The sequence below is a fragment of the Mycobacterium sp. TH-M103 genome (assembly GCF_057473785.1).
Map to the genome: position 1 here is coordinate 1 of NZ_JBYCLG010000350.1, position 1958 is coordinate 1958.

2 protein-coding genes and 1 pseudogene are annotated in these 1958 nt (G+C 70.6%); 2 read left to right on the plus strand and 1 reads right to left on the minus strand.

The genetic code is table 11. The annotated features are described in order from the left end of the window. A pseudogene (locus AC2VOR_RS19460) lies at positions 1-377 on the plus strand (alpha/beta fold hydrolase); the annotation flags it as partial. Between the two features lie 5 nt (positions 378-382). Here the strand turns inward: AC2VOR_RS19460 and AC2VOR_RS19465 are convergent. Then, positions 383-856: a hypothetical protein gene (locus tag AC2VOR_RS19465; protein ID WP_369737036.1), complete on the minus strand. Its 474-nt coding sequence runs from the start codon at positions 854-856 to the stop codon at positions 383-385. Positions 857-898: 42 nt separating this feature from the next. Between AC2VOR_RS19465 and AC2VOR_RS19470 the strand changes: the two genes are divergently transcribed. Next, positions 899-1958: NADH-ubiquinone oxidoreductase-F iron-sulfur binding region domain-containing protein (locus AC2VOR_RS19470; RefSeq protein ID WP_486964341.1), on the plus strand; the 1060-nt coding region annotated here is incomplete at its 3' end.

Here is a 1958-nt window from a genome sequence, read left to right on the forward strand (position 1 = left end):
AGGAGAACCCCGACAACAAACAGCGGTTCCTCGACTTCGACTCCGGCGAGTTCCTCAAGGTGATGTTGCGCTGGCTGAACGCGTTCGTGTCCAAGCCGGGCCAGACGATTCCCGGCGTCGAGGACGAAATGTTCGACCGGATCGAAGTTCCCACGCTGATCATCCGGGGCGGCGAGAACGACATGGACCACCCGAAGCGGACTTCGCTGGAGGTCAGCTGCCTGATCAAGGGATCCACGCTCATCGACCCGCCCTGGCCCGAGGACGCCTGGGAACGCGCCTCCGAGGACCGCGCGGCGGGTCGGGTGCAGCACTTCAACATGTTCGACACCTGGGTACAGGCCGCACCCCCGATCCTGGAATTCCTGGGCTCCTGATGCGTTCACACGGTGTGGATGTGAACCTCGCAGTTCAGCGACGCCTCGAGCGCGGTGTGGATCCGGCTTTCCGGGATGCTGTCGAGATCGGCCTCGCGCAGCGTCACGTGGACGATGTCGAAGCCGTCGTCGCCGGGCGTGCGAACGATCTGGCCGGTGAGACCGAACGCGGAGAGCACACCGTGCGCGTCGTCGTCGGTGCCCCTGCTGACGTAGGTGACCACCCCGGGGGCCGGCACAGTGCCGAACGCTCTGGCGCACAGGCTGATCGCCCGGTCGGTGAGGGCCGCCACGTCGTCGCCGGCGATGAGCAGCTCCGCCTCCCGGCGGCCCGGCGGCATGGCCGCGAGATTGTTGTCGACGACGTCGGCACCCAGTTCGCGGGCGAGCCCGAGGAGCGCCGCCATGCCCTCGTCTAGTTGTGCGGGAGTCAGCAGACCCGGCGGGTCGACATTGACGCGCACCACGGCAGTTCGCATGTGCTCGAGGTTAGCCCGGCCCGGGACGTTGGGAGTCAGCTGATGGAAACCAGCGCCGCGCCGGCGATCACGGTCACCGCATGGCCCGGGTGTGCGCCGCGGCTGCTCGGCGACGAGTCCGCCCGCGCGCGCGAGGCTTACGCCACATACCGGGCGCGCGGCGGCTATCAAACGCTTGCGGCCCCCGACGAGCTGCTCGGCGAAGTCGAGCGCAGCGGTTTGCAGGGCCGTGGCGGTGCGGCCTTCCCGCTCGCGGTCAAGCTGCGCGCGGTGCGCGACAACGGGCGCGCCCGCCGGGGCGCCGTCGTGGTCGCCAACGGCGAAGAGGGCGAGCCGGCTTCGATCAAGGACCGCTGGTTGCTGCGGCACCGGCCGCACCTGGTGCTCGACGGGCTGCGGCTTGCCGCGGCGATGGTGGGCACCCACCGCGCCCACGTCTACGTCTCCGACCCGGAATCCGCGCGCAGCGTCGAAACCGCCCTGACCGAACTGGAACCCGCTGCGCTGGGCGACATCACGGTCGAGTTGTGGGACGTCGAGCCGACCTACATCGCCGGCGAGGAGACCGCGGTCACCCGCTTCATCAACGGTGGCCCGGCCAAGCCGACGGACAAGCCGCCGCGACCGTTCGAAGCCGGCGTCGGCGGGCGCCCTACCCTGGTCAGCAATGTCGAGACCCTGGCCAACCTGCCCCACCTGCAGCGCCACGGCGCGGCGGAGTTCCGCTCGCTAGGCACCTCGTTGTCACCCGGAACCTTCCTGGCGACCCTGACCGGCGGGGGCCGGCAGCCCGGCCTCTACGAGATCCCGCACGGCCTGCCGTTCGCCGAACTCCTCGCCTTGCACGGCATTTCGTCCGAGCGGGTGCGGGGCGCGCTGCTGGGCGGTTACTTCGCCGGGCTGCTCGACCGCAGCGTGCTGGACGCCACCCTGGACCACGAGACGCTGCGCGGCCTCGGCAGCGGCCTGGGGTGCGGGGCGATCGCGGTGCTCACCGACGACTGCCCGGTCGCGGTCGCCGCGTCGGTGCTGGCCTACTTCGACCGCGAGAACGCCGGGCAGTGCGGCTCGTGCTTCAACGGCACCGCGGCGATGGCCGCGG